This window comes from Aeromonas sp. 5HA1, assembly GCF_029237245.1.
Taxonomy (GTDB): Bacteria; Pseudomonadota; Gammaproteobacteria; order Enterobacterales; family Aeromonadaceae; genus Aeromonas; species Aeromonas salmonicida.
Window position 1 is genome coordinate 1 of sequence record NZ_JAACFW010000024.1, and the last position, 13,977, is coordinate 13,977.

A 13,977-nucleotide genomic window follows, 5' to 3' on the forward strand; every position below is an offset into this window, starting at 1 on the left:
CAATCTGCTCGACCAGTGCCAGTTTAAAAGTCAGCGAGTAATCGCGCTGTGTCCGTTTCACACCTTGTCCCATCGGGCTCTCCGTTTATGTGGGGGAAAGGTGTAAACCATATTCAGGACGGGACACTGCTGTTGAAAAAGCCCGACGGCTGTTGCCGTCGGGCTTTTTGTTGTCTGGGAGGTCGCTATTTCAGGGCGCGCCGGGATAAGGCTAAGGGGAATCACGGCTCTTTGCTAGACTGGTTCGCCACGCACAGGAAAGCGTTACATGGAATGTCGTCAAGGTTGTGGTGCCTGCTGCATCGCCCCCAGTATCAGCAGTGCCATCCCGGGTATGCCCGCCGGCAAGCCGGCCGGTGTGCCCTGCGTACAGCTCGACATGCAGCTGGGTTGCAAGATCTTCGACCAGCCTGATCGGCCAACGGTTTGCGGTGGTTTTCGACCCATGCAGGATGTGTGCGGCTTTCATCGGGAAGAGGCCATCTGGCTCATCGGTGAGCTGGAGCGACAGACGGCATAAACCGGCTGCGGCGTAAAATCAGAGCAGATCAGAAGAAAGAGAGGCCGCAATCGCGGCCTCTCTTTTTGGGTGGTATCCGTCAGCGGCAGCCGGGTCAGACGTCGGCCAGCGCCAGGGCCTGACGATAATACTCGTTGGCCTTGTTGGTGAGCCGGCGCTTGTCCATTACCTGGCCAAGGGCGTGGTAGATGGCGGCGCTAGGTGTCTTCGCCACTTCCTGTTCCAGCAGGCGCTGGGCTTGGTCCAGCTGACCCGCCAGCAGATAGACCTGGGCCAGGGCCGCCTCGACACCCGGTTGATCCTGTATCTTCTGCAACAGGGTCAGCACCGGCTGGTAGCTCTCGAGCTTGAGTTTGGGCAGGCGAGCCAGCAACTGGGGGGAGACCTGCTTGCGCAGCGCGTCCAGCCAGAGTTCGGCGGCTTCGCTGTCGGCGCCAAGCTCACGCAGGCGATCGCCGTAGGCGGCCAGCAGATCCGGATCCTGGCGCAGCTTGCGGGGCAGATCCTGCCAGACAGGGCGCAGGGTTTCGAGGGCGTCACTGGCAGCCTTGAGCCGACCGGTCCAGGCCCGATGCAGCAAATCTTCTTCCTGTTTGGGGGTCAGCTTGCCCACCTTGTGCAGCACGGGGATCAGGTCGATGAGGGCCGCCCAGTCTTCGCGGGCCAGATGTACCTGACGCAGCTGATCCAGCACCATGGGATGGCGCGGGTTGAGGGCGTAGACGGATTCCAGCATGGCCAGCGCAGTGTCGTACTGGCCCTGCTCAATTTGCAGCTGGGTCTGGGTCAGGGTCAGTGCCAGCTCGGCCTTGGGGTTCTCCTCCTGCGCCTTTTGCAGGTATTGATCCCGGCGCACGTCGTCGCCACGGGCCTGGGCGGCCTTGGCGGCACTCAGATAGTTGAGCAGCGGGGTATCGCTGTTGCTGGCGCCCTTGAGCATCAGCTTCTCGGCCTGGCTGTAGTGACCTTCGGCCATGGCCAGTGTCGCTGCCACCGTCTGCTGGTTGGCCTTGCGGCGCCGGCGTGAACCGTACCAGCCCAGTGTCTTGCGGCGCAGACCGAATACCCTGCCCAGCAGCCATTCGATGACAAGCAGGGCGCCGTAGAACAGCACGGCCAGGATCACGGCACTGGTGACAGAGGACTCTACCGTGTAGTTACCCAGGGCGATCAGCACATACCCCTTGTTGCCGGATGCTTCAGGGCCAAACATCAGCCCGGCTATCATCACGGCCACCAGAACAATCAGACGAATCATGGTGCCCTCCTCAGTTGCTGGCCAGAATGCGTTGCAGGCGCTCGGTCAGCACCTCTTCCAGCATGGCTTGGGTCTTGAAGCGATCCGGATAGGTGAACTGGATCTGCTCGCTCTTGAGCTTGTCCAGCTCGGACTGCATGTAGTGAGTGGCGCTGTTGTCGGTATCGAAATACTGGGTCAGCCAGCGTTGTGCCTTCTCCAGGCTGTCGTCATACAGTGCCTGCTGCTCTCGGTAGACGGCGAGCTGGGCTTGCAGCAGCTTGGTCTTGAGGTTTTCGCGCAGGAAGATCTCCTGCTGCGGGGAGAGCAGGGCTTCCACGGCGCCATCGCGGCGACGTATGGTGATGAAGTTCTCGGTGAACTTGACCCAGTTCTTCTTCAGGTTGCTTTCCCATTCGTCCGGATTGGTGCTGACGGCTTGATCCGGCTCGGTCTTGGCTTCCGGCATGCTGACGGTGGAGAGTGGCAGCAGCTCTATCTGGTCAGAGAGGGCGGCCAGTTTCAGAGTCAATCCTTCACGGTCGATGCGCGGCATCCCCTTGAGCTGGGCTATGTCTTCCGCCAGTGCCTTGCGAATGGGCATCAGGCTGGGATCGTTGAGCGCCTTGATCCGCTCGTCGGCATTGCCAAGCAAGGTAATGGCGGAGATGAGGTCATGTTCCAGCCACAACTTGCGGCCCGCCATGCGTACCAGGTATTCGGATTCGGCCAGCATCCAGTCGTTGGGACGCTTGTCGTTGAGATCCAGCACCCGATTCTGCAGACCCTTGAGCTCTTCTTGCAGTTGCTGCTGGGTTTTGCCCAGCGCACTCAGTTGCTCGCTATCCTTGCTGTTGCTCTGATCCAGCTTGTTCATGGCCTCGGCCAGTTGCTGCTTGAGCTGATCCAGTTCCCCCTGCTGAGCCACGGCGCTCTGGTGGCCATGCAGGTAGAGACCGCCAGTCAGGCCGAGGGCCAGCAGTATGGCAACGCCACCCAGCAGAACGCCGGAGCGGCTCTTGCCGCCATTGACCACGGCGGTCGGCTGGGGCTTGACCTGGGATTCTTGTTGTTCAGTCATTCCATCTTCCTCAGTTCCAGAGCGGCCGTCAGGGCCTGGTTGGATGCACCCTGGGCAATCGTGATATGGGTAAAGCCCGCCATCTTGGCCATGTCGGCCACGCGGGGGCTGGGCACCACCAAGAGGCGGTCATAAAGCCAGGGCTGCTGCTGGCCTGGCACCAGCTCCAGCAGCCGTTGCAACAGTTCACCACTGGTAATGAGCAGGCTGTCGAGCCCGGCTGCCTGCCAATGGCGAGTCAATGCGTCCCCGTCGAGTTCGGGGTAGTGGCGCTCATAGGCCGCACAATAGTGCACCAGAGCACCGCGTGAGGCCAGCGTCCGGGCGATAAGATCCCGGCCCCCATTGCCTCTGAGTATCAATACCCGCTTGCCGCTCACCTGTTGCAGGGCGAGCAGGGCCAGCAGCCCTTCGCTACGGGGATCGTCAGGGCAGCTCGCCTCTATACCGACTTCGGCGAAGGCATCCGCGCTGGCCTGGCCGACCGCAAAGTAGTCAATACTTGGCCAGGTCTGACCAGTTTGCAACAGAAAATGATGAGTGAAATGAACTGCATGCACGCTGACTGCGATGACGATGTCAGCCTGGGGCAGCAGTTCGGGCAGGCGGGGGAGTTCGCTGCCCGCTGCCGTTTCAAGCAGTGGACAGCAGAGCGGTGCGTGGCCGTGCTGGCGCAGCAGTTGCACCAGCTCGGCGGCCTGAGCGGCCGGGCGCACCACCAGGGGTATCATGCCCGGTAGACCTCGGCCAGGATAACGTCGGCACCGGCCGCCAGCAGACGCTGGGCCAGGGTGTGGCCGAGGGCCTCACCGTCTGCCAGCGGACCGCGGATCTCGTCGTGGATCACCTGACTGCCATCCGGGCTGCCCACCAGACCGCGCAACCAGACCTCATCCCCCTGTACCAGAGCGTAGGCGCCAATAGGGACCTGACAGCCCCCTTGCAGGGCGCGGTTCATGGCTCGCTCGGTCAGCACCTGTATCCGGGTCTCGGCGTGCTCCAGCGGTGCCAGCAGGGTGTGCAGCTCGTGATCATCGAGGCGGCATTCGATGCCGACCGCACCCTGACCGTTGGCAGGCAGGCTCTGCTCCGGCTCGATGAAGGCGGTGATGCGATGTGCCATCTCCAGACGCTTCAGGCCGGCGGCGGCAAGAATGATGGCGTCATATTCACCGGCATCCAGCTTGGCGAGACGGGTATTGACGTTGCCACGCAGGTCGCGGATCACCAGATCCGGGCGGGCGGCCCGCAGCTGACACTGACGGCGCAGGCTGGAGGTGCCGACCACGGCGCCCTGCGGCAGTGCTTCTATCTGGCTGAAACGGTTGGAAACGAAGGCATCGCGCGGATCTTCGCGCTCACAGATGGTGTGCAGGCCCAGCCCTTCCGGGAACTCCACCGGCACATCCTTCATGGAGTGGACGGCGATGTCGGCGCGGCCCTCCAGCATGGCGGTTTCCAGCTCCTTGACGAACAGCCCCTTGCCACCCACTTTGGCGAGAGGGGTATCCAGGATCTTGTCACCCTGAGTGCTCATGGGCACCAGCTCGACCTGCAACTCGGGGTACAGGGCTTCCAGCCGGTCTTTGACGAAGTTGGCCTGCCACAGGGCCAATGGGCTCTTGCGAGTGGCAATTTTCAGGGTTCGGGCTGCCATATCAATCAGTTGTTTCATCTTTAGAAGGAAAACGATCTTACCACCCTTTGCAGGGGCTTTCATGGCGCAGCCCACAAAAGCGGGGCCAAGCTCAAAAAGGGCTGCTGAAAATGATTTTCATTAAGGTAAATTAATTTATTAACTACATGAAATTATTAATTTTTATTGCTTTCCATTGATACTGTTTAGTGGCTTGTCAGAAATAATCCGGTGATTCAGTGCGGGCTTGTTTACCACCGCTGTTTGCATTGTTAACATGATCACACTTTTTTGACGTCTCCCCGTTTTGGTGCGTCATTTCTTACCTTGGTATAGGCAGGGCATTGCTGGTAAAACTCGATACGCTGGTGGCGCGCTACGACGAACTCAATCGTCTCAAGACGCAACGGGCGTTAGGTCTCATGAGTCGCTATGGGCAGCAGGTCTTCCAACTGCTGCCTGTCATGCTGCACTTCAATCATCCCCTGTTGCCCGGTTATGTGGCAGGTGATGTGCCCCACGGCATCTGGAGTTTTACCGCCAACGAGGCCCAGCAGGCCTTCATCAAGGATCTGTGCCAGAACGCCAACTGCCAGAACGGCCTCACTACCCATGACAAGTCGATCCAGGGGCTCTACTCCATGGGCAGCACTTCGTCCATCGGTCAGTGCTGCCACTCGGATCTCGACATCTGGGTCTGCCACGTGGCCGGCCTGTCGCAGGCGCGGCTCGAGTTGCTGGATCTCAAGTGCCAGCAACTTTCCAAGTGGGCCGAGCAGCGGGGGGTGGATCTCAACTTCTTCCTGATCCCCGAAGACAAGTTCCGCCAGTGCAACGACGCCCAGATGCAGGGAGAGAGCTGTGGCAGCGCCCAGCACCTGCTGCTGCTCGACGAGTTCTACCGCAGTGCCATGCTGATCGCGGGCAAGCGCCTGCTCTGGTATCTGGTGCCTGCCGAGTATGACGATCACTACGACGAGTATGTGGACAGCCTGTTTGCGGATGGCAAGCTGAGCCAGGATGACTGGCTCGATCTGGGTGGGTTCAACCGGATTCCGGCCGAAGAGTACTTCGGTTCCGCCTTGTGGCAGCTCTATAAGGGCATCGACTCCCCTTACAAAGCCGTGCTCAAGTCGGTGCTGATGGAGGCTTACTCTCACGAGTATCCCAACACCCGTCTGCTGTCGGTCACCAGTCGCGACTGGTTCCAGCACAACGATGGCATGCACTACCGGCTCGACAACTACTGTCTGATGCTGGACAAGGTGACCAACTACCTCAAGTCCATTGGTGACATGCAGCGCCTCGATCTGGTGCGCCGCTGCTTCTATCTGAAAGTGTGTGACGGCCTCAGCCATCCGAAGGAGGAGCACTCCCCGGCCTGGCGCCGCGAGCAGATGACCCAGCTGGTCTCCTACTGGGGCTGGAGCCCGGAGCGGCTCCACCATCTGGATTACCGCCAGGAGTGGAAGGTCGAAGACGTCAAGGTGGCCCACGCCGAGTTGCTGGAAGCCCTGATGCAGAGCTATCGCAACCTGATCCAGTTTGCCCGGCGCAACAACATCAGCGAGTCCATCAATCCGGAAGACATAGGCATACTGTCACGCAAGCTCTACGCCGCGTTCGAGAGCCTGCCGGGCAAGGTGCAGCGCATCAATCTGACCATAGCGCCGGATCTGAGTGAGCCGGATCTGAGCCTAGTGCAGGTTCCTCATGGTCGCCTCAACCGCGCCGGCTGGTATCTCTACAAGCATTCACTGGATCCGGTAGACATCATTGGCCGGGCGCCGCTCGAATATAACGGCTACATCAGCAAGCTGGTCTCCTGGGCCTACTTCAACGGTCTGCTGACGCCCCAGTCCCGGGTGCACCTGTTCAATCAGGGATCGGATCTGCACATCGACAATCTGCACCAGTTCTGCCGCGACCTGTCCGGTACCTTCCCGGTCAAGTATCCCCGCGCCACCAACCTGGCCCTCAGCCGTCCGTGCGAGATCCGTCAGCTCTCCATTTTCCTCAACCTGGAGACGGACCCGACCAGCCACTGGATGGGTCAGGTGATCGAGTTCGATGCCAATGCTGCCGATGTGTTCTCGTTCGGTCGCAATCAGGAGTGTCTGGTAGGCTCGGTGGACCTGGTCTATCGCAACTCCTGGAGCGAGATCCGCACCCTGCACTTCCAGGGCGACGAAGCCGTGGTGGATGCTCTCACCACTATTCTCGGCAAGATGCATCAGGATGCGGCGGCTCCCGAGATGATCGAAGTGTTCTGTTACAGCCAGCACTTCCGCTCTCTTATTCGGACCCGCTTCCAGCAACTGGTGGCCGAGTGCATTGAGTTGCGTCTCGCGCGCGACAAGCTGCAACTGGTCAAGACGCTGGCGCTGGGTCGCGAGAAGTACGGTATCTTCTTCGAACGGCGCGGGGTATCGGTCAAGAAGCTGGAAAACGCCATCGACTTCTACCGCCATATTTCCCACAACAAGCTGGATCACCTGCCGCTGCGGCTCGACAAGACCCACAGTCAGCATCTGCCCGACATAGTCGATGCCTACGCCAGTGAAGGGCTGGTGCAGTTCTTCTTCGATACCCGGGATGCGGGCACCAACATCTATATCCTGGATGAGGCGAACCGGGTGGAGATCTACCAGCATTTTGCCGGCAACAAGGATGAGCTGGTGCAGGGGGTGAACCGTTTCTATGCTTCCAGCCACGAGCGTTTCAGCGATGCGGGCCAGTTCAGCAACTTCAACTTGCCCCAGTACTACGAGATAGTGCAGATCAATGGCGAGCTGGAGGTGATCCCCTACCGCAGTCAGGGTCAGATGCGTGACAACGCCAGTCCGGCCCGCGAGCTGGGGTCTGCCACTGGCTAGCTCATGTGGCCCGGCGAAGGGTCGCAAGAGAGGCAAGCAGCCTCAAGAACATCCTCGAACAAATCGAATATAAAGCGGCCTGCAGAAGCAGGCCGTTGTTTTATCCGTCGTGAGCCCGATCAGGCACTGAGGCGTGCCAGCAGCCAGTGACGGATGTCATCCAGCTGGGGGCGGCAGATCTCGTGGCGCATCGGATATTCGTGCCACTCGAGGGTGAGCCCCGCCGCTTCCAGCCGGTTCTTGGCATCCCAGCCCATGGAGAGATTCACCACGTCGTCATAGATGCCGTGCATGTAGCAGATGGGCAGGCTGCGGGCGGCCTCGCTCATCTCCTCGACCAGTTGTTCGGGCGCAGCCAGATAGGTAGACATGCAAAGCAGGCCAGCCAGCCGAACCGGATGGCGCAGAGCAGTGAAGGAGGCGATCACTCCGCCCTGGGAGAAACCGGCCAGCAGGATGCGCTCTGGGGCAAACCCTTCGGCCACCAGCTGGTCCAGCAGGGCGGCGATACGAGTGGCGGATTCACGCACATGGGACTCTACGGCGCGGTCTGCCGGATCGTCGAAGCTCTTGATGTCGTACCAGCCGCGCATCTTGTAGCCCATGTTGATGGTGATGGGCCGCTCGGGCGCGTCGGGCAGCAGATGACGAACCGGCAGGTCGGCAGGCAAGTCCAGCGCGTCCACCAGCGGGGCCAGCCCGGCTCCGGAATCCCCCAGCCCGTGCAGCCAGATCACGGCGTGGCGGGCGTCCTGTGGATGAATGTCAATCATGGGAATACCACTGACTCACCTGCCTGTGTGGTACAGGCTTTGGTCAGCAGCGCCTTGAGCTCATGGCCGAAGCGGTTGTCGATCCAGGTTGCCCCTTGCAGCTCGAAGTGGAAACCGTTCTCGCGGGTGGCGACCCAGATCTGGTGCAGGGGCTCCTGCTTGTTGATGATGACCTTGGTCTTGTTCTCGAACGACAGGGTCAAGACCCCACCGGCACGTTCACAGTCAATATCCGGATATCCTGCGTCGACAGTGTCTTCCACATATTGGAAAAAGGCGTCGGTCAGGGCGTGATACTCGTGATCCTTCATCGGTTTATCCTGTTGCTTTTAACAATGTGAGTGCGATTATAGAGGGCCAAAAATTTTTTCGCAGCGAACCATTATGATTACCCAGCTTACCAAGTGTCTGCTCGCCACTCTTCTGTCTCTTGGTTTGGCCGCGTGTGGCCTGACGGGACCGCTTTACATGCCGCCTCCCGAGCAGCCCCAGACCGAGAGTACACCGCAAGCACAGACGCCTGCGACCGTCGAAGCTGCCCCAGAGGCCGCGCCGCAATAATTTAGGAAGGAACCGCCCCCTTGGATCACTTTAACTACGATGCCGACGGCCAGCTTCAGGCCGAGCAAACCTCGCTGCAACACCTTGCCGAGCAATACGGCACCCCGCTGTACGTCTACTCCCGTGCGACCCTGGAACGCCACTGGCATGCCTTCGATCAGGCAGCGGGCGATATTCCCCATCTGATCTGCTATGCGGTCAAGGCCAACTCCAATCTGGCGCTGCTCAACCTGCTGGCCCGCCTGGGCTCGGGTTTTGACATCGTCTCCGGCGGCGAGTTGTCGCGGGTGCTGGCGGCGGGCGGTGATCCGGCCAAGGTAGTTTTCTCCGGCGTGGCCAAGAGCGAAGCCGAGATGCGGCTGGCGCTGGACAAAGAGATCCTCTGTTTCAACCTGGAGTCGGAAGCCGAACTGGAGCGTCTGAACCGGGTGGCGGGCAGCATGGGCAAGAAGGCCCGGGTCTCGGTGCGGGTCAATCCGGATATCGATGCCGGCACTCACCCTTATATCTCCACCGGCCTCAAGCAGAACAAATTCGGCATCCCCATCGAGCAGGCGCCTGCCATCTATCGCAAGGCGGCGGCCATGGCCAACATAGAGATCAAGGGGGTGGATTGCCATATCGGTTCCCAGCTGACCGAACTCAACCCCTTCATGGAGGCGGCCGACAAGCTGCTGCGCCTGATCGATACCCTGGCGGCGGAAGGCATTCACATCCATCACCTGGACGTGGGCGGCGGCCTCGGGGTCAACTATGGTGCCGAGCAGCCACCTCATCCCACCGAGTATGCCGAGGCGCTCAAGCAAAAGCTGGCGGGTAGGGATCTGACCCTGCTGTTCGAACCAGGCCGAGCCATCGTCGCCAACGCCGGTGTGCTGCTGACCCGGGTGGAGTACCTGAAGCCGGGTGAAACTCGCAACTTTGCCCTGATCGATGCCGGCATGAACGACCTGCTGCGCCCCTCTCTTTACGGCGCCTGGATGAACATCATAGAGGTGGACAGCCGCACGGCCCATGAGAAGGCGCTGTATGACGTGGTCGGCCCGGTCTGCGAGACCGGCGACTTCCTCGGCAAGGAGCGCACCCTGGCCATCGCCGAGGGCTCCCTGCTTGCGGTACGCTCCGCCGGTGCCTATGGCTTTACCATGTCATCCAACTACAACACTCGTCCGCGTGCGGCCGAGGTGCTGGTGGATGGCACCCAATCCTTCCTCATCAGAGAGCGCGAGCAGTTGGCCGATCTCTGGCGTGGTGAGCATCTACTGCCCTGAACACAGGAAGGCACCACGGCGACTGGATTTTCCAGATGCGTCTCTGTGTGCGTTGAACGCGCGAGCAGTTGACCGATTGCCGGTGTTGCGAGCATTGACGGCCCTGATAGCAGGGGAACGCACGATTGAGCGGATCGCTGGTGCGCCGAGCATTTACTGCCTAAAGGGTACAGGAACGCACTATGTTGATAGATTTTTCCAAGATGCATGGGCTGGGCAACGACTTCATGGTGGTGGATGGTGTCACCCAGAAGGTGTTTTTCAGCAATGACGTCATCAAGAAGCTGGCGGATCGCCACTTCGGGATCGGTTTTGACCAGCTGTTGTTGGTGGAGCCGCCCTATGACCCTGAACTCGACTTCCACTATCGCATCTTCAATGCCGATGGCAGCGAGGTGGAGCAGTGCGGCAATGGTGCCCGCTGTTTCGCCCGTTTCGTGCGCCTCAAGGGGCTGATCAACCGGGATCGCATTGCGGTCAGCACGGCCCGTGGCCGCATTAGCCTGCAGCTGGAAGGAGAGAATCAGGTCACGGTCAACATGGGGGTGCCCCAGTTTGAGCCGGGCAAGATCCCGTTTCGGGCTCAGAAGGCGGAAAAAACCTATCTGTTGCGGGCACAAGAGCATACTGTGATGTGTGGTGTGGTCTCGATGGGCAACCCCCACTGCGTCATTGAAGTTCCGTCGGTAGCCGATGCGCCGGTGGAAACTCTGGGTGCCATCATGGAGCGGCACGAGCGCTTTCCCGAACGGGTCAACGTCGGCTTCATGGAGATGGTCAACGCCACCGAGATCCGCTTGCGGGTATTCGAGCGCGGTGTGGGTGAGACCCTGGCCTGCGGTACCGGCGCCTGTGCGGCGGCGGTGATTGGCATCAGTCAGGGCAAGCTCAAGGAGCGGGTCACCGTCAGTCTGCCGGGTGGCAAGCTGACCATAGCCTGGAAGGGGCCGGGTCAGCCGGTCTATATGACGGGCCCGGCCGAGCATGTATTCGACGGCCAGATAGAGTTATAGGCATGACGAGGGCGCAAGCCCTCTCTGCTGCGCGATAATGTCAGGGCCCAGTGCCCTTTTTCTGTAATGGACCAACCAATTTATGAGCGAACTCAAACGGCAGGAGCCACTGGTGGATGAAGCCACAGTGCTGGAGTACCTGGCCCGTTATCCCGAGTTTTTCCAGCGCCACGCGGCCATGCTGGACCGGATCCGCATTCCCCATGAACGCAAAGGCTCGGTCTCTCTGGTTGAACGCCAGATGGACAGGCAGCGGGAGCGCATCGAGCAGCTGGAGCAGGAGATCACCGAGTTGATGGGGATTGCCAGCGAGAACGAGCGGATCTTCCGGGTCTATGCCGACCTCTACGGCGAGCTCTATGGTTGCCAGTCTCTGTTCGAGGTGAGCGCCGTGATGGGCAAGGCGTTCGTGCAGCGGCTGCGGCTGACCGGCCTGCGGCTCTGGCTCAGCCCGAAGAAATTCCAGTTGAGCGGCCCCGAGCTGCGCTTCATGGCGGACGGCAAGCAACTCGAGCAACTGCTGGGTCAACGGCTGCCGGGGCAGGATTACTATTTTGGCCGCCTCAACCAGAGTGAGAAGCAGGCCTTGTTTGGCCACGATGTGCTGGTCAACTCCGTGGCTCTGATGCGGCTCGGCGATCTCGGCGTGCTGGCCTTTGCCAGTTCCGATCCCAGCCACTTCAGCCCCCATAACGACACCCTGCTGCTGGGTCAGCTGGGTCGCTTGTTGCAGTTGCGTCTGCCTGAACTGACCCATGGCTAGGGAACCGGCCAAAGCGTCTCTCCCTGCCGCCGAGCCTCTGCCAGCCTCTCTGGCCGATGAGCTGGCGGCCTTTATCGAATACCTGAGGGTCGAGCGCCAGCTCAGCCCTCACACTCGCAGCAACTATGAATCCCATCTGCAGGCCATGGCCACCGAGCTGGTCAGGCTGGGTGTAAGCGACTGGGCCCGGCTCGAGGCGAGCCAGGTGCGCAGTCTGGTGACCCGGATGCACAAGGCCGGGCTCGCTCCCCGCTCCCTTTCTACCAAGATCTCCGCCTTGCGCAGTTTCTGCGACTGGCAGGTGCGCCAGGGACGGCTCACCGCCAACCCGGCCCGTGGCATAGTGACCCCCAAACAGGGGCGACCGCTGCCGAAAAATCTGGATGTGGACGAGATGTACCAGTTGCTCAATATCACAGACGAGCAGGATCCCCTGGCGGTACGGGATCGGGCCATCATGGAGTTGATGTACTCTTCCGGCCTGCGGCTGGCCGAGCTGGTGGGGCTCAATCTGGGTGACATCAAGCTCGATGACCGTCAGCTCAAGGTGACCGGCAAGGGCTCGCGGGAGCGGGTGCTGCCCATGGGAAGAATGGCGGTGGAGTGGCTGCACAAGTGGCTCAAGGTTCGCCCTCTGCTGGCGGGGGACGAGGCCGACGCCTTGTTCGTCTCCAAGCGCAAACAGCGGCTGTCGGCCCGTTCCGTACAGGAGCGGCTCGATGGCTGGGGCAACAAGCAGGCGCTCAATGCCCACGTCCATCCCCACAAGCTGCGCCACAGCTTCGCCACTCACATGCTGGAGTCCTCCGGCGATCTGCGTGCCGTGCAGGAGCTGCTGGGTCATGCGGATCTCTCCACTACCCAGATCTATACCCATCTCGATTTTCAGCATCTGGCCAAGGTCTATGACAATGCCCACCCAAGAGCAAAGCGGGATCCTGCCACGCCGGAAGATGAGTGACCTTTACCTCTGTGAAGGAGTGTCTGGGGTTATCTGAGCATCCAAACCGCCAGGGTAGCCAGATGTGCCGGAAGATGAACAAGGGGGCCAGATCACCCCGCAGTGAAGGAGCATGAATGCATTTTTATCGCCGTTGGCAGCCGGTTGCTGCCATCTCGTTCGACCTCGATGACACCCTCTACGACAACGGCCCAGCCATTGAACGGGCCGAGCAGTGGATGCTTGAGCATCTGCGCAGCGAATACCTGGCGACCGCCATGCTGGACAAGCCACGCTGGCTGGATCTCAAACGCACCATGCTGATCGCCCATCCCGAGCTGCGCCAGGATGTCAGTCTGGCGCGCCAGCGCACCATTCATGAGGCCATGTTGCAGGGCGGCATGGCGGCAGCCATCGCCAGTCGCGAGGCGGAGCAGGTGTTCGCCGGCTTTCTCGCCGAACGCTCAAAGATTGAGGTGAGTGACGCGACCCATGAGTTGCTGGCACGACTCGCCGAGCGCTATCCGCTGGTGGTGATCACCAATGGCAATCTGGACCTGGCCCAGGCCGGGCTGAATGACTACTTCACCCTGGTCTGCAAGGCAGGGGCGGGTGCCAGGATGAAACCGGCGCCGGACATGTTTGTCCAGGCGCAGGCCGCCCTCCAGCTGGCACCAGACCGGATACTGCACGTGGGGGATCATCCAGAGACGGATGTGCTGGGCGCCCGCCTGCACGGCTTTCGCGCCGCCTGGCTCAATGACCGCCAGCGCTCCTGGCGGCAGTTGCCATTGTTGCCGGATGTGGAACTGAACGGACTGGGAGAGCTGGCAGACCTGCTGCTCTGATCGTGTTCGCCGGCAGCTGTTCGCGGCCCTTATTGACGACAAATCAGTCCGCGCAGCTGGTCATGGTCGGTCTGGTTGACGCGGCAGTAGTTGATGCCCGGGGGGAGCGCCTGCTGCAAGGTGATGGCTGTGCCCCCATAGTGGCAGACCAGATAAAATGGTCGCGGATTGCGGCTGTCCAGACTCCAGTAGTGAGTCTCGTCGTTGTCACCATTGTCCGGTTTGAGCTGGGCAAGCTCGCCCGGATCGCCATCAAACAGGGCCAGGTTATCCAGCCTGTGGCTCAGGGGCTGGCCCGCATCTCCCAGGTTGTTACGGGCCACGGCTTGCCAGCCCCGAGGCTGGCTCAACAGCTGCTGGCGGGTGTCTATGGCTGGCGGGCAGTCAAATCGCAGACTGGCGCTCAAAGCCAGTGCGGTCAGTAACATTATGTGGGGTCTCCCGGCATCATGTGGTGC

15 protein-coding genes are annotated in these 13,977 nt (G+C 60.8%); 8 read left to right on the plus strand and 7 right to left on the minus strand.

What is annotated here, in order from left to right; genetic code table 11:
• The first annotated feature begins 268 nt into the window (after positions 1-268).
• Positions 269-520 (plus strand): YkgJ family cysteine cluster protein, encoded by a 252-nt coding sequence (locus GWQ27_RS18385; protein WP_169047275.1) that lies wholly within the window; start codon positions 269-271, stop codon positions 518-520.
• A 94-nt stretch (positions 521-614) separates the two neighbouring features.
• Here GWQ27_RS18385 and GWQ27_RS18390 read toward each other — a convergent pair whose 3' ends face one another.
• Genes GWQ27_RS18390 through hemC form a run of 4 tightly spaced genes read right to left on the minus strand, consistent with a single transcriptional unit; the run spans position 615 to position 4,495 of the window.
• Positions 615-1,778, minus strand: a complete 1,164-nt coding sequence (locus tag GWQ27_RS18390) for a heme biosynthesis HemY N-terminal domain-containing protein (protein ID WP_113720746.1) — start codon at positions 1,776-1,778, stop codon at positions 615-617.
• A gap of 10 nt (positions 1,779-1,788) precedes the next feature.
• Positions 1,789-2,838 carry a uroporphyrinogen-III C-methyltransferase gene (locus GWQ27_RS18395; protein WP_005316199.1) on the minus strand — a complete coding sequence of 350 codons (1,050 nt, stop codon included), beginning with the start codon at positions 2,836-2,838 and terminating at the stop codon, positions 1,789-1,791.
• Positions 2,835-3,569 (minus strand): uroporphyrinogen-III synthase, encoded by a 735-nt coding sequence (locus GWQ27_RS18400; protein WP_275907991.1) that lies wholly within the window; start codon positions 3,567-3,569, stop codon positions 2,835-2,837. The genes GWQ27_RS18395 and GWQ27_RS18400 overlap by 4 nt, the downstream gene beginning before the upstream one ends.
• Positions 3,566-4,495 carry a hydroxymethylbilane synthase gene (gene hemC, locus GWQ27_RS18405; protein WP_275908023.1) on the minus strand — a complete coding sequence of 310 codons (930 nt, stop codon included), beginning with the start codon at positions 4,493-4,495 and terminating at the stop codon, positions 3,566-3,568. The genes GWQ27_RS18400 and hemC overlap by 4 nt, the downstream gene beginning before the upstream one ends.
• Before the next feature lie 323 nt (positions 4,496-4,818).
• Here hemC and GWQ27_RS18410 point away from each other — a divergent pair, with 323 nt between their 5' ends.
• Positions 4,819-7,350, plus strand: coding sequence for a class I adenylate cyclase (locus GWQ27_RS18410; protein WP_275907992.1), 2,532 nt, complete (start codon positions 4,819-4,821; stop codon positions 7,348-7,350).
• Positions 7,351-7,469: 119 nt separating this feature from the next.
• On the opposite strand, the gene GWQ27_RS18415 is transcribed toward GWQ27_RS18410, so the two are convergent.
• Together GWQ27_RS18415 and cyaY are read right to left on the minus strand one after the other, a co-directional pair.
• Positions 7,470-8,123, minus strand: coding sequence for a carboxylesterase (locus GWQ27_RS18415; RefSeq protein ID WP_275907993.1), 654 nt, complete (start codon positions 8,121-8,123; stop codon positions 7,470-7,472).
• The gene (gene cyaY, locus GWQ27_RS18420) at positions 8,120-8,434 is read right to left on the minus strand and encodes an iron donor protein CyaY (RefSeq protein ID WP_265463052.1); all 315 of its coding nucleotides are present in this window, start codon (positions 8,432-8,434) and stop codon (positions 8,120-8,122) included. Before cyaY ends, GWQ27_RS18415 begins: the two co-directional genes overlap by 4 nt.
• 73 nt (positions 8,435-8,507) lie before the next feature.
• Here cyaY and GWQ27_RS18425 point away from each other — a divergent pair, with 73 nt between their 5' ends.
• The 6 genes from GWQ27_RS18425 (at position 8,508) to GWQ27_RS18450 (ending at position 13,519) form a co-directional block, all read left to right on the plus strand.
• Positions 8,508-8,684, plus strand: a complete 177-nt coding sequence (locus GWQ27_RS18425) for a lipoprotein (protein WP_073531790.1) — start codon at positions 8,508-8,510, stop codon at positions 8,682-8,684.
• Positions 8,685-8,704: 20 nt separating this feature from the next.
• Entirely contained in the window at positions 8,705-9,955 is a 1,251-nt protein-coding gene (lysA, locus tag GWQ27_RS18430; protein WP_005316164.1) for a diaminopimelate decarboxylase, read from the plus strand.
• A gap of 182 nt (positions 9,956-10,137) precedes the next feature.
• Positions 10,138-10,968: a diaminopimelate epimerase gene (gene dapF, locus GWQ27_RS18435; RefSeq protein ID WP_011899114.1), complete on the plus strand. Its 831-nt coding sequence runs from the start codon at positions 10,138-10,140 to the stop codon at positions 10,966-10,968.
• A gap of 82 nt (positions 10,969-11,050) precedes the next feature.
• Complete coding sequence (locus GWQ27_RS18440; RefSeq protein ID WP_005316158.1) at positions 11,051-11,731, plus strand: DUF484 family protein; 681 nt, start codon at positions 11,051-11,053, stop codon at positions 11,729-11,731.
• A complete protein-coding gene (xerC, locus tag GWQ27_RS18445) occupies positions 11,724-12,692 on the plus strand; it encodes a tyrosine recombinase XerC (RefSeq protein ID WP_275907994.1) in 969 nt (322 codons plus the stop codon). Before GWQ27_RS18440 ends, xerC begins: the two co-directional genes overlap by 8 nt.
• A 116-nt stretch (positions 12,693-12,808) precedes the next feature.
• Complete coding sequence (locus GWQ27_RS18450) at positions 12,809-13,519, plus strand: HAD-IA family hydrolase (RefSeq protein ID WP_265463054.1); 711 nt, start codon at positions 12,809-12,811, stop codon at positions 13,517-13,519.
• Between the two features lie 29 nt (positions 13,520-13,548).
• Here GWQ27_RS18450 and GWQ27_RS18455 read toward each other — a convergent pair whose 3' ends face one another.
• Positions 13,549-13,947, minus strand: coding sequence for an STY0301 family protein (locus tag GWQ27_RS18455; RefSeq protein WP_275907995.1), 399 nt, complete (start codon positions 13,945-13,947; stop codon positions 13,549-13,551).
• Between the last annotated feature and the right edge of the window lie 30 nt (positions 13,948-13,977).